Origin of the sequence: Neomicrococcus aestuarii (genome assembly GCF_014201135.1) — a bacterium.
Classification (GTDB): domain Bacteria; phylum Actinomycetota; class Actinomycetes; order Actinomycetales; family Micrococcaceae; genus Neomicrococcus; species Neomicrococcus aestuarii.
Window position 1 is genome coordinate 2,618,583 of sequence record NZ_JACHDR010000001.1, and the last position, 23,703, is coordinate 2,642,285.

At 58.9% G+C, this 23,703-nt stretch carries 21 protein-coding genes; 18 read left to right on the forward strand and 3 right to left on the reverse strand.

The window, feature by feature from the left end; all coding sequences use genetic code 11:
- The first annotated feature begins 98 nt into the window (after nt 1–98).
- The 14 genes from murG to nrdR all read left to right on the forward strand — a co-directional run bounded on the left by murG (nt 99) and on the right by nrdR (nt 15,664).
- Nucleotides 99–1,241 (forward strand): undecaprenyldiphospho-muramoylpentapeptide beta-N-acetylglucosaminyltransferase, encoded by a 1,143-nt coding sequence (gene murG / locus HD598_RS12025; protein WP_311539033.1) that lies wholly within the window; start codon nt 99–101, stop codon nt 1,239–1,241.
- The gene (gene murC / locus HD598_RS12030; RefSeq protein WP_183666169.1) at nt 1,241–2,629 is read left to right on the forward strand and encodes a UDP-N-acetylmuramate--L-alanine ligase; all 1,389 of its coding nucleotides are present in this window, start codon (nt 1,241–1,243) and stop codon (nt 2,627–2,629) included. The genes murG and murC overlap by 1 nt, the downstream gene beginning before the upstream one ends.
- Entirely contained in the window at nt 2,622–3,419 is a 798-nt protein-coding gene (locus HD598_RS12035) for a cell division protein FtsQ/DivIB (RefSeq protein ID WP_183666171.1), read from the forward strand. Before murC ends, HD598_RS12035 begins: the two co-directional genes overlap by 8 nt.
- A gap of 226 nt (nt 3,420–3,645) precedes the next feature.
- Nucleotides 3,646–4,989, forward strand: a complete 1,344-nt coding sequence (ftsZ, locus tag HD598_RS12040) for a cell division protein FtsZ (RefSeq protein ID WP_183666173.1) — start codon at nt 3,646–3,648, stop codon at nt 4,987–4,989.
- Nucleotides 4,990–5,060: 71 nt separating this feature from the next.
- The gene (locus tag HD598_RS12045) at nt 5,061–5,777 is read left to right on the forward strand and encodes a polyphenol oxidase family protein (RefSeq protein ID WP_183666175.1); all 717 of its coding nucleotides are present in this window, start codon (nt 5,061–5,063) and stop codon (nt 5,775–5,777) included.
- Nucleotides 5,774–6,550 (forward strand): YggS family pyridoxal phosphate-dependent enzyme, encoded by a 777-nt coding sequence (locus HD598_RS12050; RefSeq protein WP_183666177.1) that lies wholly within the window; start codon nt 5,774–5,776, stop codon nt 6,548–6,550. Before HD598_RS12045 ends, HD598_RS12050 begins: the two co-directional genes overlap by 4 nt.
- 78 nt (nt 6,551–6,628) lie before the next feature.
- Nucleotides 6,629–7,216 (forward strand): cell division protein SepF, encoded by a 588-nt coding sequence (locus tag HD598_RS12055; protein ID WP_071893211.1) that lies wholly within the window; start codon nt 6,629–6,631, stop codon nt 7,214–7,216.
- An 18-nt stretch (nt 7,217–7,234) separates the two neighbouring features.
- Nucleotides 7,235–7,522: a YggT family protein gene (locus HD598_RS12060; RefSeq protein ID WP_071893212.1), complete on the forward strand. Its 288-nt coding sequence runs from the start codon at nt 7,235–7,237 to the stop codon at nt 7,520–7,522.
- A 229-nt stretch (nt 7,523–7,751) separates the two neighbouring features.
- Nucleotides 7,752–8,507, forward strand: a complete 756-nt coding sequence (locus tag HD598_RS12065; RefSeq protein ID WP_183666179.1) for a DivIVA domain-containing protein — start codon at nt 7,752–7,754, stop codon at nt 8,505–8,507.
- Between the two features lie 93 nt (nt 8,508–8,600).
- The gene (gene lspA, locus HD598_RS12070) at nt 8,601–9,188 is read left to right on the forward strand and encodes a signal peptidase II (protein WP_183666182.1); all 588 of its coding nucleotides are present in this window, start codon (nt 8,601–8,603) and stop codon (nt 9,186–9,188) included.
- A complete protein-coding gene (locus tag HD598_RS12075; RefSeq protein ID WP_409366189.1) occupies nt 9,189–10,127 on the forward strand; it encodes an RluA family pseudouridine synthase in 939 nt (312 codons plus the stop codon).
- 53 nt (nt 10,128–10,180) lie between these two features.
- A complete protein-coding gene (gene dnaE, locus HD598_RS12080) occupies nt 10,181–13,771 on the forward strand; it encodes a DNA polymerase III subunit alpha (RefSeq protein WP_183666184.1) in 3,591 nt (1,196 codons plus the stop codon).
- A gap of 91 nt (nt 13,772–13,862) precedes the next feature.
- Nucleotides 13,863–15,221, forward strand: a complete 1,359-nt coding sequence (gene hisD / locus HD598_RS12085) for a histidinol dehydrogenase (RefSeq protein ID WP_311539034.1) — start codon at nt 13,863–13,865, stop codon at nt 15,219–15,221.
- Nucleotides 15,221–15,664 (forward strand): transcriptional regulator NrdR, encoded by a 444-nt coding sequence (gene nrdR, locus HD598_RS12090; RefSeq protein WP_183666186.1) that lies wholly within the window; start codon nt 15,221–15,223, stop codon nt 15,662–15,664. Before hisD ends, nrdR begins: the two co-directional genes overlap by 1 nt.
- 15 nt (nt 15,665–15,679) lie before the next feature.
- On the opposite strand, the gene ppgK is transcribed toward nrdR, so the two are convergent.
- The gene (gene ppgK / locus HD598_RS12095; protein ID WP_183666188.1) at nt 15,680–16,501 is read right to left on the reverse strand and encodes a polyphosphate--glucose phosphotransferase; all 822 of its coding nucleotides are present in this window, start codon (nt 16,499–16,501) and stop codon (nt 15,680–15,682) included.
- Between the two features lie 124 nt (nt 16,502–16,625).
- Entirely contained in the window at nt 16,626–17,498 is an 873-nt protein-coding gene (map, locus tag HD598_RS12100) for a type I methionyl aminopeptidase (RefSeq protein ID WP_183666190.1), read from the reverse strand.
- A gap of 77 nt (nt 17,499–17,575) precedes the next feature.
- Here map and HD598_RS12105 point away from each other — a divergent pair, with 77 nt between their 5' ends.
- On the forward strand, nt 17,576–17,773 hold the full coding sequence (locus HD598_RS12105) for an SPOR domain-containing protein (protein WP_071893220.1): 198 nt from the start codon (nt 17,576–17,578) through the stop codon (nt 17,771–17,773).
- Here HD598_RS12105 and panB read toward each other — a convergent pair.
- Nucleotides 17,770–18,612 carry a 3-methyl-2-oxobutanoate hydroxymethyltransferase gene (gene panB / locus HD598_RS12110; RefSeq protein WP_071893221.1) on the reverse strand — a complete coding sequence of 281 codons (843 nt, stop codon included), beginning with the start codon at nt 18,610–18,612 and terminating at the stop codon, nt 17,770–17,772. The genes HD598_RS12105 and panB overlap by 4 nt on opposite strands.
- Before the next feature lie 171 nt (nt 18,613–18,783).
- On the opposite strand from panB, the gene glnA reads away from it, so the two are divergent.
- From glnA to HD598_RS12125, 3 genes are read left to right on the forward strand one after another with little or no spacing between them, the layout of a single operon-like run.
- The gene (glnA, locus tag HD598_RS12115; RefSeq protein WP_183666192.1) at nt 18,784–20,124 is read left to right on the forward strand and encodes a type I glutamate--ammonia ligase; all 1,341 of its coding nucleotides are present in this window, start codon (nt 18,784–18,786) and stop codon (nt 20,122–20,124) included.
- Nucleotides 20,125–20,126: 2 nt separating this feature from the next.
- Entirely contained in the window at nt 20,127–23,171 is a 3,045-nt protein-coding gene (locus HD598_RS12120; RefSeq protein ID WP_183666195.1) for a bifunctional [glutamine synthetase] adenylyltransferase/[glutamine synthetase]-adenylyl-L-tyrosine phosphorylase, read from the forward strand.
- A gap of 17 nt (nt 23,172–23,188) precedes the next feature.
- Nucleotides 23,189–23,539, forward strand: a complete 351-nt coding sequence (locus tag HD598_RS12125) for a cupin domain-containing protein (RefSeq protein ID WP_071893224.1) — start codon at nt 23,189–23,191, stop codon at nt 23,537–23,539.
- Nucleotides 23,540–23,703 lie beyond the last annotated feature (164 nt).

Sequence of the window (23,703 nt, forward strand, 5' to 3'; positions counted from 1 at the left end):
TTTGGGATGCGCAGAGTCCCCACTCTTGACCACCCGCTAACTGATGCGCTTTCCACACGACGGCGGATCGTGCAACTAACGCAACACTGAAGGACACTGTGGAGAATTCGATCTCAAGGCCAGTCTCGATCGTCCTGGCGGGCGGCGGCACCGCGGGGCACATCTCTCCCATGCTCGCAATCGCCGACGCTCTGAAGGTGGAAGACGCTGCCACCGACGTAACCGTGGTGGGTACGCCCTCAGGCATGGAAACTCGCATTGTTCCGCTTGCAGGCTACGAGCTGAAGACCATTCATCGCGTGCCGATGCCGCGACGTCCTTCCGTGGATCTGCTCAAGTTCCCGGGCCGTTTTGCAGCCGCGATTCGTCAAGCCGGTGACATTTTGGACGCCGCACAGGCTGATGTTGCCGTGGGCGTCGGTGGTTATGTGTGTACGCCGGTGTACCTCGCTGCACGACGCCGCCGGATCCCTGTTGTGCTCCACGAAGCGAACGCGAAGGCCGGCTTAGCGAACAAGTTGGGCGCCCGTTTCGCTGCTCGAATTGCGGCGGCATTCCCGGGCACGGGGCTGGAGCGCGTAGAAATCGTCGGCATGCCGATGAAATCCGCAATCGCTAACCTGGACCGAAAGGCCCGTCAGCGTCAAGCGCGCGAGTTCTTCGGCCTGGATCCAGACCGTCCCACCATTGTGGTGACAGGCGGATCCTTGGGGGCCGCTTCGCTGAACCAGACTTTGAAGTCCGTCCTGCCCAAGCTTCCCGCATCCGAGCTGCAGATTCTGCACATCACCGGAAAAGGCAAGGCCATTCTTGACCAGCAAGGGCAGCCGGTTCAGCAGCCAGGCTACGTCCAGACTGAGTTTGTTGACGGTATGGAAAACGCGTACGCAGCGGCAGATCTTTTCATTTCACGGGCAGGTGCAGGAACTGTCTGCGAACTGGCCGCCGTCGGTGTTCCAGCAATCCTGGTGCCGCTTCCCATTGGAAACGGCGAACAGAAGTTGAACGCACGGCCCTTGGTTGAAGCTGGTGGCGCGCACATGGTGGAGGACACCGGTTTCACTCCGGAGTGGTTCCTCTCGACGGTGGTCCCGCTTGCGCTCAACCCCCAGAGACTCGATGCAATGAGCGAAGCGTCAACCCGAGTGGGTAGGCGCGATGCCGCCGAACGCATGGCCGTGCTTATTCGCGAAGAAGCTATCAAATTCCGCACTCAATCCACCGCCGCAAAAGAGGACTAATGCAACAGCAACTTCATGTCAACGATCTGGGCCGGACCCACTTGTTGGGCATCGGCGGCGTGGGCGTGTCCGCGGTAGCACGGCTTCTCGTGGCGCGCGGGGTAACCGTGTCCGGTACTGACGCCAAGGACCTACCAGTACTTCACGAACTTGAAGAGCTCGGTGCCCGCACGTTCGTAGGGTACGCGGCAGAGAACCTCGAAGACGTTGACACGGTCGTCATCTCTTCGATCATCAAGCCGGGAAACCCTGAGTACGACGAAGCAGTGCGCCGTGGCTTGCGCATTCTGCACCGCTCCGAAGCGCTCTCCGCCGTGATGAACGGGTACTTCACGGTGACCGTTGCCGGTACCCACGGAAAAACCACCACGTCTTCCATGATTGCCGTGATGTTCCGCGAAGCCGGGTTGTCGCCCAGCTTTGCCATTGGCGCGAACGTCGCCGGTATTGGTAAGAATGCCGAACTTGGCGAAGGTCAGGTTTTTGTTGCTGAAGCCGATGAATCCGATGCCTCGTTCTTGAACTACCGCCCCAACGCAGTAGTCGTAACGAACGTTGAAGCGGACCACTTGGACCACTACGGCACCGCCGAGGCTGTTCATGAAGCCTTCCATCTCTTCGCTTCATTGCTGCCAGCCGACGGCTTGCTGGTGTGCTGCGCGGATGATCCTGGATCCCTAGCGCTGGCAAAGCGAATGCGCGCCGAGCGTGACGACATCCGAGTCCAAACCTATGGTTTCGCTGACTTCGCTGATCGGCGCATCACCGACGTCAGAACCGAAGGCAGCGCCTTCTCCGCCACCCTAGAGTGGGGGAGCGGCGAGAGCGTTGACCTTGAACTGAAAGTCCCTGGAAACCACAACTTGCTCAACGCCACCGCCGCTTTCGCCGTTGGCGTGGACGCCGGACTCGATCCAGAGGAAGCCGCCCGCGCGGTGGGACTCTTCCGAGGATCCGCTCGTCGCTTCGAAGCCAAGGGCGAAGCCCGCGATATCCGTGTATTCGATGACTACGCGCACCACCCCACCGAAGTTCTCGCCGCGCTCAAGGCAGCGCGCACGGTGGCTGGCGGCGGAAAAGTACACGTAGTGTTCCAGCCTCATTTGTTCTCCCGGACCAAAGAGTTCACGCGTGAATTTGCTGAGGCGCTTTCTTTGGCTGATACCGCACTGATTCTGGATATTTATCCAGCTCGCGAACAAGCAATCCCCGGGGTTACCAGTGACCTCATCGTTGACGCTCTTGAAATCAGCGGCAGCCTCACTACTTTTGAGCACGCGCCGTCCGAGCTTGTTGCCAAGGCTGAGCCTGGCGACATCATCATGACCATCGGTGCTGGCGATGTGACTGAACTGGGCCCGCGGATCGTGGCGGAGCTGAATGGCTAAGAATCAAGACTCCACAGATTTGAACTCCAATTCCTTGCTTCGGAACAAGGAAACCGGTTCCCCAGAGGAAAGCTCCAACGTTATTGGACTGCCTGTGGTGGAGGCGAAACTTCGACGACGAAAGTTGCTGTGGTGGCTCGGCGGTGCCGTGGGAGTCGTTGTTGCAGTCATGCTGATTTTGTGGTTCTCGCCGTTGCTGGCCGTCAAAAACATTAACGTCCATGGCACTTCGTTGACCACGGCTAAGGCTGTGACCGAACGACTGGAATCAATCAAGGGCACCCCGCTTCCACAAATCAGTTCGGATCGCGTGCTCGAGCTCTTGAAAGATGACCCAGCGGTGGAGGACGTAGTGGTTCAGGCCCAAACGCCAGCCACTCTGGATGTCCAGGTCATTGAGTACGTTCCTGTTGCCGTGATGCGCGACGGGAGCTCCCAGAACTTGGTGGCATCCGATGGTCACGCACTAGCGCCTGCAACCGAGAAGAACAGCGAATCACTTCCCGTGATCGAGCTGGCCAACGGAAGCAAGGACCAGGACGTCTTTCTAGCCGTAACTCAAGTGCTCGGTGAGATCACCTCAGAAGTTCGTGCGGAACTTGCCTCGGCAACGGCATCCTCAATTGATTCGGTTCAGCTCAAACTCAACGATGGCCGCACCATTGTGTGGGGTTCAGCGGATGAGGGTTCTAAGAAGGCTGCAGTGCTCGCCGCACTCTTGACGGTTGATCCTGAAGAATCAGGGGAGACCATTGATGTCTCGAGCCCGGACCATCCCGTGACAAAGTAGGTTGAGGCATCCTGCGTAAAGCGTGTGAATGATCGTTATTTCGCGACACGCAACGGATGTCATTGAATCGCTAGGGCACACCCCATAGCGTTCTAACAGAAGAACTTGACATAACTCTAACCCTGAAGTTAAGGGTTAAGGTTGCGAATGTTGCGCGTGTCGCCGTTCGCGTCTTGGCAGACTTGAAACTAGCAGTACAACACCACAAGAAAAAGGGACAAACGCTGTGGCAGCTCCTCAGAATTACTTGGCCGTCATTAAGGTCGTCGGAATTGGCGGCGGTGGCGTCAACGCCGTGAACCGAATGATCGAGGTCGGTTTGCGAGGCGTAGAGTTCATCGCTATCAACACCGATGCTCAGGCCCTCCTGATGAGCGACGCTGACGTGAAGCTCGATGTAGGACGTGAACTTACCCGCGGACTTGGCGCCGGTGCCAACCCAGAGGTTGGCCGTCAGGCAGCCGAAGATCACGCTGAAGAAATTGAAGAAGTTCTTCGTGGCGCAGACATGGTGTTCGTGACCGCCGGCGAAGGTGGCGGAACCGGTACCGGTGGCGCTCCCGTCGTTGCACGCATCGCCCGGTCCCTCGGTGCGTTGACGATCGGTGTTGTCACGCGTCCGTTTACTTTTGAAGGTCGCCGCCGCGCAAACTCTGCCGAGACTGGCATTGACTCGTTGCGCGACGAAGTTGACACCCTCATTGTGATCCCGAACGACCGTTTGCTGTCCATCAGTGACCGCAACGTCTCGGTCTTGGATGCTTTCCGCTCCGCAGACCAGGTCTTGCTTTCCGGTGTTCAGGGCATCACGGACCTCATCACCACTCCAGGTTTGATCAACCTTGACTTTGCCGACGTAAAGTCCGTCATGCAGGGCGCAGGCTCCGCTTTGATGGGTATCGGCTCCGCTCGCGGTGAAGACCGTGCGGTCAAGGCAGCCGAGCTCGCCATCGCATCCCCACTGCTTGAAGCTTCCATCGACGGCGCCTACGGTGTGCTGTTGTCCATTCAGGGTGGTTCGGATCTCGGCTTGTTCGAAATCAACGAAGCCGCTCGCTTGGTTCAGGAAGTCGCTCACCCAGAAGCCAACATCATCTTCGGTGCCGTCATTGACGATGCTCTGGGAGATGAGGCTCGCGTGACCGTGATTGCTGCCGGCTTTGACCAGGTGGATGCCACCAGCCAGTCGCCACAGAATCACCAGCGCGCAGTGCCACAGCAGGCTCCGCAGAACAACCAGCCTTCCGCGCCGGCTCAGGCTCCAGCTCAGCGTCCGGCCGTTCAGCAGAACAACCCTGCTCCGGCCACCGCACCACAGGCTCCGTCTGTTCCAGGAACCATGCCACTCAAGCCAGGCCAGTCCGGTGGATGGGGCGCAGCCCCAACCCGTCCAGCTCAGCCAGCTAACGCAGGCTCGGCAGGCAACCAGCCGGGAAACCAGCAGAACAACAACTTCAATAACAACTCTGCCGCTCCACAGCAGCAGTTCGAAGAGTTGCCTGCAGTCGTAGAGCCAGACTTGAACGCCGGCGGCGGCGACGAACTCGATGTTCCAGACTTCTTGAAGTAAACGTAAACGCCCGTTGCCGCATCCGCTTGCATGAGGGGATGCGGCAACACGTACGAAAAGTTGCATAACGAATGAAGATCTATTCCTCCACGCTGGCCCCCGCCGTCAAGGTTGCATTCACCTCTCAAGAAGAGGGCAATCTGGCAGGCCACGTGGGGGATGATCCTTTTAACGTGGCAAGGAATCGCGCGAGTCTAGAAAAGCAGCTGGGACTAACCGAAACCCCCATCGCTTACATGAACCAAGTGCATTCTGCCGTGGTGGCGGAGCCAGCAAGTCCGGGTCAGGATGCGCCCACCGCTGACGGTCTCATCAGCGCCGCCGGCAATCAACCCATGGCGGTGCTTGTGGCCGATTGCGTGCCACTGGTCTTTGTAGGTGTCAACGAAGCGGACGGTGCTCCCGTCACTGCGGTTGCACACGCGGGGCGAAAAGGACTTTTAGACGGCATCATCGAGAACACCGTCGCTGAACTTCGCACAGCAGGTGCCACATCCTTCGAAGCATGGATTGGACCGTCCATTTGCGGATCGTGCTACGAAGTTCCGCAGCAGATGCAAGAGGATGCCGAAGCTACCCACCCCGGTATCGCCAGCACTACTTCGTGGGACACTCCTGCTCTCGATCTTCCACGCACCGCCGCACAGATCGTGCGTGAGCTCGGAGGCATCCCACACGAGACTCACGAGTGCACCCTCGAAAACGATTCCTACTTCTCCTACCGTCGAGACTCCAAGACCGGACGTCTAGCGGGACTCGTCTGGTTGTCCGTGGAGGGACAAAAATGACCGCCTCGGCTGAAGACCGCGCACGTGATCTGCGCACCCGGCTTGAAAGCGTCCAGCGGCGAATCGCAGAGGCGACAGAAAAAGCGGGACGGGAACAAGCTCCCCAGCTCATTGTGGTCTCCAAGTTCTTCCCAGCCAGCGACGTGCAAATCCTGCACGAGTTTGGCATGACCGACTTCGGCGAAAACAAGGATCAAGAGGCAGCTGCTAAGTCGGCCGAACTCAGCGACCTGAACCTGCGGTGGCACTTCATTGGCCAGCTGCAATCCAACAAGGCCAAGAGCGTCGTGCGGTATGCCTCTATGGTGCATTCGGTGGACCGCGCTTCAATCGTGAACGCTTTGGGTAAAGCCATGGCCCGGGAAATCGCCGCTGCTGAAGAAGCCGGCGAGCCAGCGCGTCCGGATCTCGAAGTGCTCATCCAAGTAGATTTCGGTGAGGAATTCTCACCCGACCACGACGCAACGCCAGCGAGTAGCGGCGCGCAACGTGGCGGCGTCGTACCCCAAGAAATTGCCGCACTCGCCGCGGCCATCAGCGAAACCCAGCACCTCACCTTGCGAGGTCTCATGACGGTAGCCCCGCTGGGTGCTGAACCGGGCAAAGTATTTGACCGATTGCGTGAGGAACTGGACGGACTGAACCGTCTCTACCCAGACGCAAGCATCATGTCTGCCGGCATGAGCCACGATTTAGAAGCAGCCATAGAGTCTGGTGCGACACACCTGCGGATTGGCTCGGATGTCCTCGGGCCCCGCCCTGCTGTGCGGTAGCGTCGAATCAGCGAAGACAAATCGTGTGGTAGTGCCCTCTGGCGCCGCATGATCAAGGAACAGCACTAAGGAGAAGCCATGTCCGGCGCCTTGCGGAAGACCATGATTTACTTGGGCCTCGCGGATAGCGAAGACCAGGATTACAACGACAAAATTGAGCACGAAGCGCGCCCAGAATCGCGCCGCGTCGCTGTCGACGAGCGTGACGATGATCGCGATGACGCTCGTGCCCAGGTTGCACCAGTGCGCCGCGATGATGACGTGGTGCGTCCGCTTCGAGAAGAAGCCGCTCCGCGTCCTGCTACCGTGAGCCGCGTGGAAGAGTACCGCGCACCTGTTACCCCTATTAAGCGCGCTAGCTCAAGTCGTGAAGAGGAATTCTCCGTGCGTCAAATCACCACCGTGCACCCGCGTTCTTACAACGATGCGAAGCTCATTGGCGAGGCTTTCCGTGAAGGAATTCCGGTCATCATGAACGTGACGGACATGGGAGAGTCGGACGCTAAGCGCCTCGTTGATTTCTCCGCCGGACTCGTGTTCGCACTACACGGTACGATTGATCGCATCACCAACAAGGTGTTCTTGCTCTCGCCAGCGACCGTTGAGGTCATCGGCGAGGACAAAAAAGCTGCCGAAGGTCAGACGACCTTCTTCAACCAAAGCTAGGCGAGGTCAGCTCACGCTGTGAGTCTTCTATTCGGTTTGCTCTACGCGGCACTGACAGTTATTCAAGTGCTGCTCATTATCCGCATTGTGCTGGATGTGACCCAGTCTTTCGCGCGATCCTGGCGTCCTAAGGGTGTTGCCCTCATGACAGCTATGGCGGTGTATACCGTGACGGATCCGCCGATGCGCTGGATCCGTTCCAAGGTTCCTACGTTGGATTTCGGCGGTATTCGCCTGGATCTGGCCTTCATCTTGCTGTTCTTCGCTGTCATCATTTTGAAGTTCATCGTTCTGCAATTCGGATAATTCGCGTCCCCTGAGGACTGTTGGCCCATTTTTCTTGTGGCCGAAAGTTAATAGTCTGCGTGTCGTCGCGATACTATGAACAACGAGTAGTCTCCGGGTGGGGCTGTGCAATCGTCAGTAAACAGAGGGACGCGTCCCAGTGTGTCAATGACGGATGCAGAGATTCCCCCGGCCAAGTCCGCATTTTCATACGAGGTGCGGGCGAACAAACGAGTATCAGAGGTGAATTATGGCGCTCACGCCTGAAGACGTTGTCAACAAGCGGTTCCAGCCCACCAAGTTCCGTGAAGGTTATGACCAGATCGAGGTGGATGACTTCCTCGATGAGATCGTGACTGAGTTGCGCCGCCTGAACAAGGAAAATAACGAGCTTCGTCAGCGCGTTACAGAACTTCAGGCTGGCAAGGAAGCCGCCGCTCCTGCTGCAGCTACTGCGGATGACACCAAGGTTCCGGCTCCGGTTCCAGCCGTCAAGGACGCTGCTGCAGCTGATGACAAGGGTGCAGATAAGACTGTTGCTGCTGCGAACTTCGCTTCGACTCAGTCGGCAGCCACCGCAACCGCCGCTCCAGGTGGAGAACAGCACCGCGTTACGGCAGAATCTGCCACCGGCGTTCTTGCCATGGCTCAGCGCTTGCATGACGAATACGTCAGCGCCGGCATCGAGCAGCGCGACAAGCTCATCGCTGAGGCGAAGAGCAAGGCTGAGACCCTCGTGTCTGACGCCAACGCCAAGTCCCAGAAGCTGGTCACGGACGCAGATACGCGTTCCAAGAAGATGGTGAGCGACGCCGAGGAAACCACTCGCAAGACGCTGACCGATCTTGACCAGAAGAAGACCGTTCTTGAATCTAAGATTGACCAGTTGCGTGGCTTTGAGCGTGACTACCGTGGACGTCTCAAGACGTACATCGAGGGTCAGTTGCGCGATCTCGAGTCCAAGGGCTCCGTGGAGACCGCATCGGCGGAGAACACGCAGCGCTAAGCCTCTCGGGCTTAATTGAGTGATTTAGGCACAATGTCGGTGGCCCTTGGGTCGCCGACATTGTTGTTTCGTGGGCTTGAGAAAAGGTGAGCAATGAACGATGACCCTGTGGTGACAGCAACCGAAGAACCGGCCAAGAAGCATTCGCGTGGGCGTTTGGTGGCGATGGCGCTTTCGCTGGCGATTATTGCGTACGCAGCCGATCAGCTCACGAAGTGGTGGGTTGAGAACAACATGTATGAGGGCCAAGTCATTCCGGTGATTCCACCCGTTCTGAACTGGTACTTCATTCGCAACCCGGGGGCCGCGTTCTCGATCGGCACAGAATTTACGTGGGTTTTTTCGCTGCTGATGGCCGCGGTGTTCATTTTTGTCTTGTTCTTGCTCCGTAAGCTCGGCTCCCTCTGGTGGGCTGTGGCGTTGGGTGGTTTGTTGGGCGGCGTCGCGGGAAACCTGACGGACCGTCTCTTCCGACCGCCGGCGTTCTTCCAGGGGCACGTAGTGGATTTCATTTCGGTGCCGAATTTCGCCATCTTCAACATCGCTGATTCGTTCATTGTGTGTTCGATGATTGGTATTTGCTTGCTCATGTTCGTGGGCCGTCGCGTTGACGGCACCAAGGACGTTGTGGCGCCGAAGGGTGCCGTTGAGGATGCTTCGAGTGAGTCGGAGCGCGGCTAGGTGAAGCCTGAGATTTCCGAAGATTTTCTGATAGAGGACGACGACGCAGGCTTGCGTCTGGATGCTTTCCTTTCTGCGCGCTTGGGGGAGCCTCGCGGTGAAGTGGCCCAGTGGTGCGCTTCTGGTTGGGTCAGCGTTGCCGGGCAACCTGCCGCGAAGTCCCGTAAGGTCCGCGCTGGCGAAACTGTGAACGTTCGGGTTCCCGAGCGTTTCGATCCCATGGCTGTAAAGGTGGAGACTGTGCAAGATCTCAAGATTCTTGGCGAAGACCCCGACTTTGTGGTGATCGATAAGCCAGTGGGCGTAGCTGCTCATCCCAGCCCAGGATGGGTTGGTCCCACCGTGGTGGGTGCGTTGGCCGGGGCTGGCTACCGAATTTCTACGTCCGGAAGCCCGGAACGTCAGGGCATTGTTCACCGTCTCGATGTTGGCACTTCGGGAGTGATGGTGGTCGCCCAGACCGAACGTGGCTACACAGCCCTCAAGCGTGCGTTCAAAGAGCGCACGCCCACCAAGGTGTACCACGCAGTGGTTCAGGGTCTACCAGAGCCGCTCAAGGGCACCATTGATGCACCCATTGGGCGCCACCCGAATCACTCGTGGAAGTTCGCGGTCTTGGAAGATGGCCGCAACGCGGTCACCCACTACGAAGTGCTTGAAGCTTTTGGTGCTGCTTCCTTGGTGGAAGTGCACTTGGAAACAGGACGCACGCACCAGATCCGCGTGCATTTCTCCGCGATGAAGCACCCGTGTGCCGGCGATCAAACCTACGGAGCAGACCCTCGATTGTCCGCTGAGCTGGGGCTGGTGCGCCAGTGGCTGCACGCTCATAAGCTGGGCTTCCCGCACCCGGTCACGGGCGAGTACGTGGAGTTTGTCAGCGACTACCCGGAGGATTTGCGACACGCCCTTGAGCTGCTTCGAGACGGCGCTCACTAGCGACTTCACCCGGGCTGCCTCTAAGTGTTGGGGATGCTCATTAGACTGGATGGGTGGCTAGCAGCAATGAGAAGAACTTCGTCCATCTACACACTCACACCGAGTACTCGATGCTTGATGGGGCTGCGCGACTCAAAGAGCTGTTCGCTGAGGCGCAACGCCTAGAGATGCCAGCCATGGCCATCACAGACCACGGCTACCTCTTTGGAGCTTTCGACTTTTGGCGTCAGGCAACGGACGCGGGCATCAAACCGATCATCGGTGTTGAAGCCTACGTAGCCCCGGGCATAGCCCGCACTGACAAGACCCGTGTGCGCTGGGGTGACATGAGCCAGAAGGGCGATGACGTCTCCGGTGGTGGTGTGATCACCCACATGACTTTGCTTGCGCGCAACAACGTGGGCATGCACAACCTCTTTGAGGCCTCCTCGATTGCCTCTCTGGATTCACCGTTCTCGAAATGGCCGCGGTGGGACCGTGAACTTCTCAACAAATACGGTGAGGGCCTCATCGCCACCACGGGTTGTCCTTCGGGAGAGATTCAGACCCGTCTCCGTTTGGGTCAGTATGAGGAAGCCCGTGCGGCCGCCTCCGAGTTCCGGGACATTTTCGGTGCAGAGAATTACTACTGCGAGCTCATGGATCACGGTCTGAGCATTGAGCGTCGCACGCGCGAAGGTCTCATGCGGTTGGCCAAAGAGCTCAACTTGCCGCTGGTTGCCACGAACGATCTTCACTACACGCACGAGCATGACGCGAAAGCGCACGAAGCCCTTCTTGCCATCCAGTCGGGTTCCAAGCTGGACGAGCCCACGTATGACGAGGGCGGTTCGCGCTTCGCGTTCGCCGGCACCGGCTACTACTTGAAGTCTTCGCAAGAGATGCGTGAGGTCTTCAAGGAGCTGCCAGAGGCATGCGATAACACCTTGCTCATCGCCGAAAAGTGCGAAGTCTCCTTCGATATGAGCGCCAACTACATGCCACGCTTCCCTTGCCCGGAAGGGGAGACGGAAGAATCCTGGCTCATCAAGGAAGTCGCCAAGGGTCTGGCGTACCGCTACCCGAACGGCGTCACGGATGAGGTGCGCGCTCAAGCGGACTACGAGCTGGACGTCATCACCAAGATGGGCTTCCCGGGATACTTCCTGGTGGTGGCCGACTTCATCAACTGGTCCAAGGACAACGGCATTCGCGTGGGTCCCGGTCGTGGTTCCGGTGCAGGTTCCATGGTGGCGTACGCGCTACGTATTACGGACCTGGATCCGCTCCAGCACGGTCTGATCTTCGAACGATTCCTGAACCCGGACCGTGTGTCCATGCCCGACTTCGACGTGGACTTTGACGATCGTCGCCGCCCCGAAGTGATCGAGTACGTGACCAAGAAGTATGGTGACGAACGCGTTGCAATGATCGTGACGTACGGAACCATCAAGACCAAGCAGGCTCTGAAGGACTCCGCCCGTGTGCTGGGCTACCCGTTCAGCATGGGTGACAACCTCACTAAGGCTTTGCCGCCAGCGGTGATGGCAAAGGACATCCCGCTTGCGGACATCGAGAACCCCGACGCCAAGCGTTACAGCGAGGCAGGGGACTTCCGAGAGCTGATCGCCACGGACCCAGAAGCCAAGACGGTATTCGAAACCGCCAAGGGCCTCGAGGGCCTGAAACGTCAGTGGGGCGTGCACGCCGCTGGCGTCATCATGTCCTCGGAACCGATCATCAACGTCATCCCGATCATGCGCCGCCTTCAAGACGGACAGGTCATCACCCAGTTTGATTACCCCACGTGCGAAGGCTTGGGGCTGATCAAGATGGACTTCTTGGGCCTTCGAAACCTGACGATCATCTCCGACGCCATCAACAACATCAAGCAGAATCGTGATTTCGAGCTTGACCTTGAGACCCTCGCGCTTGATGACAAAGACTCTTACGACCTTCTGGCGCGCGGCGATACGCTGGGCGTTTTCCAGCTCGACGGCGGACCCATGCGTTCGCTGCTCAAGCTCATGCGCCCGGACAACTTTGAAGACATTTCCGCCGTCTTGGCGCTCTACCGTCCGGGCCCCATGGGTGCGAACGCGCACAACAACTACGCGCTGCGAAAGAACAAACTCCAAGAGGTCACCCCGATTCACCCTGAGCTTGAAGAGCCGCTCAAGGAGATTTTGGGCGGAACCTTCGGCCTGATCGTGTATCAGGAGCAGGTGATGGCAATCGCGCAGAAGCTGGCTGGCTACACGCTGGGTCAAGCAGATATTCTGCGCCGTGCCATGGGTAAGAAGAAGAAGTCTGAACTGGATAAGCAGTTCGCTGGCTTCTCCCAGGGCATGGTGGACCGCGGTTACTCGATGGAAGCCGTCAACACACTGTGGGCCATCCTGTTGCCGTTCTCCGACTACGCGTTCAACAAGGCTCACTCGGCGGCCTATGGCGTGGTCTCCTACTGGACCGCCTATTTGAAGGCTCACTACCCGGCCGAATACATGGCCGCGCTCTTGACCTCCGTGGGCGATGACAAAGACAAACTGGCGCTGTACCTGAACGAGTGCCGTCACATGGGCATCACGGTATTGCCGCCGGACGTGAACGAATCGGCGCTGACCTTTACGCCAGTGGGGGAGGACATCCGCTTCGGCATGGGCGCTATCCGCAACGTGGGCTCCAACGTGGTGGACGCCATGGTGGCTTCTCGCGAAGAGAAAGGCGCCTTCCAGGACTTCTCCGACTTCCTGAGCAAGGTTCCTGCCGTGGTGTGCAACAAGCGCACCATTGAATCCCTCATCAAGGCCGGCGCGTTCGACTCGATGGGTCATCATCGCCGCGCGCTATTGGTGATCCACGAAGAAGCCATCGACTCGGTGATCGCTCTCAAGCGCAACGAGGCCGCCAACCAGTTCGACCTTTTCAGCGCGTTCGATGACCCGAGCGCCGGATCCAGCCTTGCGGTGTCCATCCCGGATCTTCCGGAGTGGGAGAAGAAAGACAAGCTGTCCTTCGAACGCGAAATGCTGGGCCTGTACGTCTCCGACCACCCGTTGCAGGGTCTCGGCGAAGTGCTCAACGACAATGCGGATCACCAGATTTCCCAAGTGCTCTCGGAAGACGGTCCTGCCGATGGATCCTTCGTGACGATCTCGGGCATGATTACCTCCCTCCAACGCCGTATCGCCAAAAACAGTGGCAATCCGTACGCGCGCTGCGAGCTCGAGGACCTGAGCGGTTCCATGGAAGTGATGTTCTTCGGCAAGGTTTACGGGCCAATTGCCCCGTTGCTCGTAGAAGATCTCATTGTTTCCATCAAGGGCCGCGTCCAGCGCCGCGATGATGGCAGCATCACGTTGAGCGCTCAGGAAATGACCATTCCGGAAATCCACGAGGACGGACTTGGTGGTCCCATCGTCATTAGCCTCCCGCACTATCGCGCCAACGAACAGTTGTTGACGCAACTAGGTGAGGTTTTGAGAATGTACCCGGGTAAGACCGAGGTTCGGCTCAAGCTCACGGGAGACCGAAGCGTTGAACTGATGCGTTTAGGTTCCAAATACCGCGTGAATCCGAGCTCCTCGATGTTCGGTGACCTGAAGGTGCTTTTGGGTCCCGACGCACTTGAATCGAAGCCTTCGGGGGCGACAGTCGGTATCTAAGGCGGGGCGTTTGTCCGTGAATTACCTCCGATTTTCGTCATGCGGGCCGCTATTCGCTCGGCGGGGCACTTGACGTCCGTAGACTAGTGGGGTGAATTCTGAGCTGTTTCCTTCCCTGGCCACCCTTGATCTGCGCGGATCGTCGCTGACCCGCGCCGAGCTTTTGGCTGCGATGCCGCGTTCAACGCGAAGCGTCGAATACGCCACGGCTGCGGTTGAGGAGATTATTGCTTCGGTGCGCGCGGAAGGCTTCGCGGCTTTGCGTTCGCTTGCTAAGAAGTACGACGGCGCAGCCCCCGAACATTTCCGGGTCACCGAGGAGCAGCTAGAGCAAGCGCTCGAGAACTTGGATCCCAAGGTGCGCAAGGCGCTTGAGGAGTCGATTCGTCGAGCCCGGATCTTTGCGCAGGCCTCCGTGCCTCGTGACGCTGAAGTTTCGTACGGCGATGGCAGCACGGTGAGCCAGCGCTGGGTTCCTGTTCGTCGTGTGGGCTTGTACGTGCCAGGCGGACTGGCCGTATACCCGTCCAGCGTGGTGATGAACGTGGTTCCTGCCCAAGCAGCTGGCGTCACATCGATTGCCCTTGTCTCTCCGCCACAGCGAGAATTCAATGGTCTCCCGCACCCCACTATCCTTGCGGCAGCTCACTTGCTCGGCGTTACCGAGGTGTACGCGCTCGGCGGCGCGCAGGCTATCGCAGCCCTCGCCTATGGTGTGTCCGAGGATCAAGCCTCCGGTGACGCAGCCATTGAACCCGTAGACGTCATCACGGGACCGGGCAACATTTTTGTGGCGACCGCCAAGCGGCTGGTCAAGGGTCGAGTGGGCATTGACGCTGAGGCTGGCCCGACCGAGATCGCGATCCTCGCCGATGACAGCGCCAACCCGGCTTTTGTAGCCGCGGACATGATCTCCCAAGCAGAGCACGATCCAAATGCGGCGTCCGTGCTGATTACCCCGAGCTCGGACCTGGCAACCAAGGTACGGGCCGAACTCGAACAGCAAGTGGCTCAAACCAAGCACCACGAACGAGTCCAGCAAGCCCTTTCCGGTGCGCAGTCCAGCATTGTGCTGGTTGATTCACTCGACGCTGGAATTGAAGTGTGCGACGCGTACGGTGCCGAGCACCTCGAGATTCACACCGAAAACGCGCAGGATGTCGCGGGCCGCATCACGGTAGCCGGGGCGATCTTCGTTGGCCCCTACAGCCCGGTGTCTTTGGGTGACTATTCGGCTGGCTCAAACCACGTGCTGCCCACCATGGGAAGCGCGGCTCACTCGTCCGCACTGAACCCCACGGTGTTCCTCAAAGCCATCCAATACATTTCCTATAGCGAACAAGCGCTGGGAGAAGTGGCCGAGCACGTCGTGGAGCTTTCGCGAGCCGAGGATCTGCCAGCGCACGGCGACGCCGTCCTGGTTCGCATGAATGAACGGAGTCAAAGCTAATGCAGTGCCCGTTTTGCCGTCATCCGGATTCCAGAGTGGTGGACTCACGTGTCACCGACGATGGCGCAGCGATTCGTCGCCGTCGCCAATGCGCCCAGTGCTCTAAGCGATTCACCACGCTCGAAACTACAGCCCTGAACGTTGTGAAGCGCTCAGGTGTGGTTGAACCGTTTAGCCGCTCCAAAGTGATTAGTGGAGTGCGTAAAGCCTGTCAGGGGCGGCCGGTGACCGATGATGACCTCGCCGTGCTGGCTCAAGACGTGGAAGAAGCCGTCCGCGCCACGGGAGCAGCAGAAATCAAAGCCCACGAAGTGGGTCTTGCGATTCTCGAGCCTCTTCAAAAGCTAGATCAAGTGGCGTATTTGAGGTTCGCAAGCGTGTACCAGGGCTTTGATTCCCTGGATGACTTCGAGACAGCTATCGCGCAGCTACGAGCTAAGTAGGCTACGCGATCGTGACTAACTGGCGATAACGCCGGTGACTTCAGCGTGAAGTGTTGACTGAAGCGCTGCGCCGGCGATGCCAGCGTTGTTGATCAACTGTGCGGGAACGATCTTGGTGCGAAGATCCAGAAGTGGCAGGTACTTCTCAGACTTCTTGGAAATACCGCCGCCCACAATGAACAAGCTGGGGGAGAACAAGAACTCCACATGGCTGAAATAGCGCTGCAAGAGCTTCGCGTATTCGTTCCAACTCAAGTCCTTGCGCTCGCGAGCTGAGGCACTTGCTTCAGCTTCGGCGTCGTGCCCGTCAATCTCTAAGTGACCCAACTCAAGGTTAGGTACCAACTGACCGTTGAAGACCATTCCGGAACCAATACCGGTACCCAACGTAATGGTCAGCACGGTCCCGGCAACCCCCTTGCCAGCACCGTAACGAGCCTCCGCAAGCCCGGCAGCGTCAGCATCGTTGATCACAGTGACGGGGCGGCCAAGCGTCGCAGTAAAAAGCGAATCTACGTCCGTTCCAATCCAGCTCTTGTCAACGTTTGCCGCTGAGAGCGCTACGCCGTTGTCAATGATCGCCGGGAACGTCACGCCCACGGCAGTATCCGCCTCTGGCGCCTCGGGACGGCTCATGAGCTCGTCGACAATCTGCTTGAGAACCTCGGCCACCGCTTCAGGCGTCGCCGGCTTAGGGGTATCGATGCGGAATCGCTCACCCACCAGGTCGCCCGTCTCAAGATTGACGATGCCTCCCTTGATGCCGGTACCTCCAATATCAACACCGATACCGAAGTGGTGTCGCGGAGTGATGCCTGAAGCAGGTGTCAAAGACATGGGACGAACGTCCTCTCAAAGAGTGCAGTGCGTTAGATGGCGGATGCCGCCTAACAAAGGCTAACGAGGTCAAGCTCCGCTGAGCAAGGCTCAACGGGACAAGGCGTATTTAGGCAACAAATAACTACGGAAGTGTCAAAATTTCGGCGCCGGAATCGGTGACCAGAAGCGTGTGCTCGAACTGAGCGGTGCGTTTCTTATCCTTCGTGGTGGCGGTCCAGCCGTCTTCCCACATGTCCCACTCCACGGTACCCAACGTCAGCATCGGTTCAATGGTGAGCGTCATGCCCGGTTCGATCAGATCTGAGAACCGTGGTGCGGCGTCGTAATGCGGAATAATCAAGCCCGTGTGGAAGGCCGGGCCCACACCGTGGCCCGTGAAATCGCGAACCACACCGTAGCCGAAGCGCTTCGCGTACGACTCAATAGTGCGGCCAATGACGTTGAGCTGACGCCCAGGCATGACGGCCTTGATGGCACGGCGCAAAGACTCTTCGGTGCGCTCTACGAGCAAGCGGGACTCTTCGTCGACATCGCCCACGAGGAACATCGCGTTGGTGTCGCCGTGGACGCCAAAGAGGTAGGCCGTGATGTCGATGTTGATGATGTCGCCGTCCTGAAGCACGGTGCTGTCCGGGATGCCGTGGCAAATCACTTCGTTCAGCGAGGTGCAGACAGACTTAGGGAATCCGCGATACCCCAAGCAGGACGGGTAGGCGTTGTGATCAATCAGGAACTCGTGACCAATGCGGTCCAGCTCATCCGTGGTGATACCCGGCCGAATAGCCTTACCGATTTCCTGCAGACCCTGCGCAGCAAGCTTGGAAGCAACGCGGATCTTCTCGATGGTTTCCGCAGAATGAACGTCGCCACCAGTCCACTTCTGTGGCGCGGGCTTCCCGACGTACTCGGGGCGCGCGATGTGATTCGGAACCGAGCGAACAGGGGAGAGCGTACCGGGCTTGAGATTCCCGACGGGGGCAACAGAAACAGACATACCTTGATCCTAACGACTTCACGAGCGAGTACTCTGAGAAACATCCACCGCGATTCACCACATACTCAGGAGGAACCATGAGCGATGACGCAGTCACGCCAGACGCCCCTCAGGGCGACTTTTGGTACAACGTTGAAACGGGCGAAGTAGAAGTTGGAGCCCAGTCAGACTGGACTAAATTGCTTGGTCCCTACGCTAGTCGCGAAGAGGCCCAGAAGGCCATGGACAAGGTCCACCGCAACAATGACGCGTGGGATGACGAGGAAGAAGCTTAGTCAAAGCTATGTTCCGGGGCCGGGAAGGCTCCAGAAGCCACGTCAGTCTTGTAGGCCTGGGCGGCCTGTTCAATGATGGGGCGTAGCTGGGCGTATTGCTTCACGAATTTCGGCATGCGCCCAGAGCGCAACCCCAGCATGTCCTGCCACACCAAGACCTGTCCGGTGGTGCCGTTGCCGGCACCAATGCCGATCGTTGGAACTGTGAGTGCTTCGTCGACTCGGCGCGCAACCTCGGCGGGAACCATTTCCATTAGGACGCAGAAGGCTCCAGCTTCTTCTAGCGTCTTTGCCGTGTGAATCATTGCGGCCGCGGCTTCCTCGCCACGGCCCTGAACTCGGTATCCGCCCAGGGCGTGCTCTGATTGCGGAGTAAAACCAATGTGTGCGAGCACCGGAATGCCAGCTGCCGCGATCGCCGCAACCGTCTCCGCATGACGCTCGTCGCATTCAATCTTGACCGCGTGAATCCCGGTCTCTTTCATGAGGCGAATGCTCGATTCCACGGCCTGCTGCGGAGAAATCTCATAGGAGCCGAAAGGTAGATCGCAGACCAAGAACGAGTGCTTGGCACCTGCGGCAACGGCTTTAGCGAAAACGACCATCTCATCCATGGTGATGGGCAGCGTGGTCTCGTAGCCCATGACGTTGTTGGCCGCTGAATCACCAATCAACAACATTTCGATGCCCGCGGCATCGAAGATTTCCGCCGTGTACTGGTCATAAGCGGTCAGCATCGAGAAATGACCGCCGTTCTTCTTGATCTCTGCAAGGTGGACCGTGCGGATCTTCTTGAGGGGCGTCGACGATGCGTAGGGTGCTGTTTCTTGAGCCGTCATGGGGCTTAGTTTACGCCCCGGCGTGGAGGACGTTAGCGGAGATCACCCACAACAAGGCGGACAAAGGGACACCATTGAGTAAAGTGGAAGTGACCATCATTGGGGCAGTAAGTTTTTCTTAGCTGACTAGCGCCCGCTATCCAGTCTGCCGCCGTGCGAGAGGAGTCCTTCATGGATCGTCAACAAGAGTTCGTGCTGCGAACCATTGAAGAACGAGACGTTCGTTTTGTGCGTTTGTGGTTCACGGACGTTGTGGGTTCGTTGAAGTCCGTCGCTTTGGCGCCGGCTGAGGTTGAGGGCGCGTTCGAAGAGGGTCTTGGTTTTGACGGTTCCTCGATTCAGGGACTGTCGCGCATCTTCGAATCGGACATGCTGGCACAGCCGGATCCGTCCACGTTCCAGATCCTGCCGTGGCGCAGCAAAGAAGAACCCACCAGCCGTATGTTCTGCGATATTCAGAACCCGGATGGCACCGCCTCTAACGCGGATCCCCGCTACGTCCTGAAGCGCCAGCTCAAGAGCGCCGCTGACATGGGCTTTACGTGCTACACGCACCCCGAGATCGAGTTCTACCTCTTGCGCTCGGATGAAATCGGCGCCAGTGGCCAGCCCGTCCCGGTAGATTACGGCGGCTACTTCGATCATGTTCCTGGCGGCGTTGCCCAGGACTTCCGCCGCACGGCAGTCAACATGCTTGAGGCCGTTGGCATCTCCGTAGAGTTCTCCCACCACGAGGGTGGTCCGGGTCAGAATGAGATCGATCTGCGTTATGCGGATGCTCTGCAGACCGCGGACAACATCATGACCTTCCGAACGGTCATCAAGGAAGTGGCGCTCCAGCAAGGAAGCTACGCCACCTTCATGCCGAAGCCTTTCAAGGAGCACCCAGGCTCCGGAATGCACACGCACTTCTCGCTCTTCGAGGGTGACTCCAACGCGTTCTTCGAAGCCGGCCGCGAATTCCAGCTTTCCACCACGGCGCGTCACTTCATTGCGGGCATCCTGAAGCACGCTCCCGAGTTCACCGCCGTGACCAACCAGTTCGTGAACTCCTACAAGCGTCTGTGGGGCGGCGGCGAAGCGCCAAGCCACCTGTCGTGGGGTCACAACAACCGTTCCGCTTTGGTGCGCATCCCGTTGTACAAGCCGCACAAGGGCCAGTCTGCTCGTGTTGAGTACCGCGGCATCGATTCTGCGGCGAACCCGTACCTTGCCTTTGCGTGCTTGTTGGGTGCTGGCTTGAAGGGCATCGAGGAAGAGTACGAACTTATGCCGATCGCAGAGGATGACATTTGGAGCCTCTCCACGGCGGAGCGACGCGCATCCGGACACACGCCATTGCCTGGTAGCTTGCATGACGCAATCCGCGCCATGGAGGAGTCGGAGTTGGTCGCTGACATTCTGGGCGAACAGGTCTTCCAGTCATTCTTGCGCAACAAGCGCGATGAATGGGATGAGTACCGTCACGACGTGAGCCCGTTCGAACTGAACCGGTACCTCGGGATCCTTTAATCGTGCGTGTCGCTTCGCAGCGGGACTTGATAGCGGTCGGCTTCGCAGATCTTGAGCGAGCCGAGCGCTTCCTGCAAGCGCGCGAACTCGAATCCGTCTCCCGGGAGCAGTTGCTTGAGGGACTATCTCACTGCGCGAATCCAGACAGCGCTCTGTTGCTGCTGGTCCGGATTGCCGAACGGGACAAATCTGTCCTGAAACTCGTGGGGCGTGGAGAATCCAGCATCCCGCTGTTTCGCGTGCTGGGCGCCAGTGAGGCACTTGGTGAGTTCTTGGTGCGCCAGCCGCGCTTTCTAAGCACCCTGGAAACGGTCCCGGAACGTACGTTTCACGAGCGCGATGTTGCGTCCTTGACGGCGGAGATGTTGCGTTCTGTCGGTGCTGATCCTGAGGCCGAGCGCCCAGTCGCCACCGTGACCGGAACGCCGGGGATCGTTGCCCTGCGCGTGCGGTACCGGGCTCTGCTCTTGGATCTTGCCATGCGGGATTTGTGCTGCGGTGATCCGGAAGAGGCTTTCCCCCAGGTGGCGGCCGAGCTTGCCGATTTGGCGGGCGCAGCCATTGCCGCCGGGTTGGCTTTGGCACGCGCGGACGTATCGGAAAAATCCTCGCCGGAGATCGTGGATTCCTTGCGCATCGCCGTCATGGGCATGGGTAAGTGCGGCGCGCGCGAGCTCAATTACATTTCCGATGTTGACGTGATTTACGTGCATGCGGTTCGGGACTCCGTGAAGGACGACGACGCAGCGCGGCTTGATGAGCAAGCGGCATCTAAGATGGCGGCCCAGTTGGCGACGCTCACTGCCCGTGCCATGAACGCGACGGCACCGGAGCCTGGCTTGTGGGAGCTCGACGCCAATTTGCGTCCCGAGGGCAAAGACGGTGCCCTCTCACGAACTCTTGATTCCCACCTCGCCTACTACAAGCGATGGGCTCAAACGTGGGAGTTCCAAGCGCTGTTGAAGGCTCGCTTCTTGGCAGGTGATCCCGAGCTGGGGGTCGAGTACGAGGCCGCTGTGGCTCCTATGATCTGGGCCAGCTCCGAGCGCGAAGGGTTTGTGGAGTCCACGCAGGCCATGCGTCGTCGCGTGACAGACAATATTCCAGCGGCCGAAGTGAATCGCCAGATCAAACTGGGCCCCGGCGGTCTGAGAGACGTGGAATTTACCGTCCAGCTCCTGCAGCTGGTCCACGGTCGAGTTGAGGAATCTTTGCGCGTTCGGGACACTCTCAGCGGCATCGAGGTGCTTGCTGAAGCGGGGTATATGAGCCGCGCGGACGCCGCCAAATTTGGTGGCGCCTACCGTTATTTGCGCGTGCTGGAGCATCGCATCCAATTGACGCGGTTGCGCCGTACTCACCTGATGCCCACCAAGCCTGAGGAGATTCGCACGATCGCGCGCGCGTCTCTCGGGATGGACGCGCAGTCCTGGATCTCGGGCGACGAAATGCTGGCGAGGTGGCAGTCCACTAAACGTGAAGTCCGCGGACTTCACGAAAAGATCTTCTACCGTCCTCTCTTGGCAACGGCCGCAAACTTGTCCGCCGACGAGGTCCGCTTGACCCCAGAGGCTGCTCAAGCTCGCCTCAAGGCCCTTGGTTATGCGGATCCCAAGAACGCCATGCGGCACATCGAAGCGTTGACCTCGGGCGTGAGCCGGCGTGCACAATTGCAGCGGCAACTGTTGCCCGTGCTGTTGGGATGGATCGCTGAGGGCGTGGACCCGGACGCCGGACTCTTGGGCTTCCGACGCTTGTCCGAATCCTTGGGGGAGTCCCACTGGTTCTTGGGGATGCTCCGGGATTCACCAGCGGGCGCGCAACGATTGTGCTCCATTCTGTCCTCGAGCCGATTCATCACGGATCTCCTGGAGGTTTCGCCGGAGTCGGCGGCGTGGCTAGGGAACGATGCCGACCTCGAACCGTACACCTTCGACAGCCTGTGGTCGGAGATCTCTTCCAAGCTGGGACGCCACAAGGACCGCGAGAAAAGACTGCGGCTCATCCGGCTGATTCGTCGCCGAGAACTTCTGCGTATCGCGTTGGCCGACTCGGCACGCCTCATCGACCAGGACCAGGTGGGCCGAGCGCTCTCTGACGCAGATCGTGCCGCCGTGCTCGGCATTCTTCGCGTAGCCGAACAAGAGGAATACAGCGAACACACCAAGCTCACAGAACTGCTGATTGTGGCGATGGGTCGTCAGGGCGGCCGAGAGATCGGATATGGCTCTGACGTGGACGTAATGTATGTTCATCGACCTGTTGACGGCGCCGACGAGCAGGCAGCCCAAGAGCAGGCGCTCCGCATTGTCGGCAACATTCAGGCGTTCGTCGGCATGCCTCTCAAACCAGCAATTTTGGCTGAACCCAAGCTGGAAGTGGACGCTGACCTTCGGCCTGAAGGGCGGCAAGGTCCGCTTGTGAGAACTCTCGACGCCTACCGCGAATACTATTCCCGCTGGTCGGGCGTGTGGGAGACGCAAGCTCTGTTGAGAGCGCGCCCGCTAGGCGGCTCCGATACCCTGGCCGCCGAGTTCTTCGAACTTGTGGACAGCGTTCGCTATAACGCGCGGCTCTCGCCGAGCGACGTCGTCGAAATCCGTCGTATCAAGGCGCGCGTGGAATCAGAACGCATGCCCCGTGGAGCCGACCCCTCTCGCCAGCTCAAGCTGGGCCGCGGCGGACTCAGCGACGTTGAATGGCTGGCCCAGTACCTTCAGCTGTGTCACGCAAAGACCTATCCGTCCTTGCGGACCACCTCTACGCGCGCGGCACTTCGGGCGATTAGTGAAGCGGGGATCCTGCCGGCCGCTGACGTCGAAGTACTGGACCATGCGTGGGTCTTGGCTACCCGAATCAGGTGCGCAAACATCATCGTGTCCGGGCGAGCCTCGGATCAATTACCCCGCAACATTCGGGACATGGAAGCGGCCGCGAGATGGTGTGGATACGCCGCAGGACAAGCGACCAAGCTCGAGGACGACTACCTCAAGTCGGCACGCCGTGCCCGAACTGTGTTTGAGAAGCACTTCTACGCTGACTGTTAGGACAAGGGACCCTCGCCATGACGAAGCAATCACAAGAACAAGTTGACCGCTACATTGCGCTGATGGAGCGTCAAACTTCCGAGGGACCCACCAAGCACGCTGTGCACGAATTGGTGCGTGACGGGCAGCTCTCGCAATTGCTCGTGTACCTAGCAGAGGGCGGCCAGCTTTCTGACCATCCAAAACCACCTGCGGCGGCGCTCCAGGTGCTGCGTGGCACCATCACGGTGGCGTGGACTGGCGAAAATGGTGTGGCTCAGCAAGAAGAGATCGCCACGGGGGATCTCTTTGTCCTCCCGAACGCCGTTCATAACGTTTCGCCCCTCGGTGGCGCCGCGTGCTTCCTGTTGACTCGCGTCGTCGCGTAAGAACTAGGCAGAAGCACTAGGAAAGCGCTGCGATTCGCTGCGCCCTGTAAACATTCGCCGGGCCCTGAAGGCATTCGTTGGGCTCTTGCCGCAGTTGCCGCGCGTTGAACATAAAGAAGAAGGCCCGCATCCGAATCCACCAAGAGGTGGAGGGATGCGGACCT